The sequence below is a fragment of the Oceanobacillus alkalisoli genome (assembly GCF_022213125.1).
GTDB lineage: Bacteria > Bacillota > Bacilli > Bacillales > Amphibacillaceae > Oceanobacillus > Oceanobacillus alkalisoli.
In genome coordinates this window covers 1-289 of sequence record NZ_JAKNRA010000060.1, presented here as the reverse complement: position 1 = coordinate 289, position 289 = coordinate 1, and the positions used below count along the sequence as shown (strand labels likewise).

At 67.5% G+C, this 289-nt stretch carries 1 protein-coding gene; it reads left to right on the top strand.

The window, feature by feature from the left end; genetic code table 11:
- Nucleotides 1-16: 16 nt before the first annotated feature.
- Nucleotides 17-289 (top strand): hypothetical protein (locus L3V42_RS18620; RefSeq protein WP_369412922.1); only part of this gene is annotated, 273 nt, incomplete at its 3' end.

The following is a 289-nucleotide window of genomic DNA, read 5'->3' as shown; positions in this document are numbered from 1 at the left end:
GCGGCCCTGGGGGGAGGTGGAGTTCTGCCCCAAAGGATCCTTCGTCACCGGGTTCCAATTGAAGGTGGAGCCCCCCCAGGGGACGTTCCGTGATGACACCGCGCTGAATGGGATCCGACTGCTGTGCAATGAGAGGGGGGTGATCACGTCCAGCGAGGGGCACTGGGGGCAGTGGCTCCCAGCCCAGGGCTGCCCGCGCTCTTCCCGCATCATTTCCTTCCGCCTCCGCGTGGAGCCGTCCCGGGGGCTGTGGGACGACACGGCCGCCAACGACGCCGCTTTCTTCTGC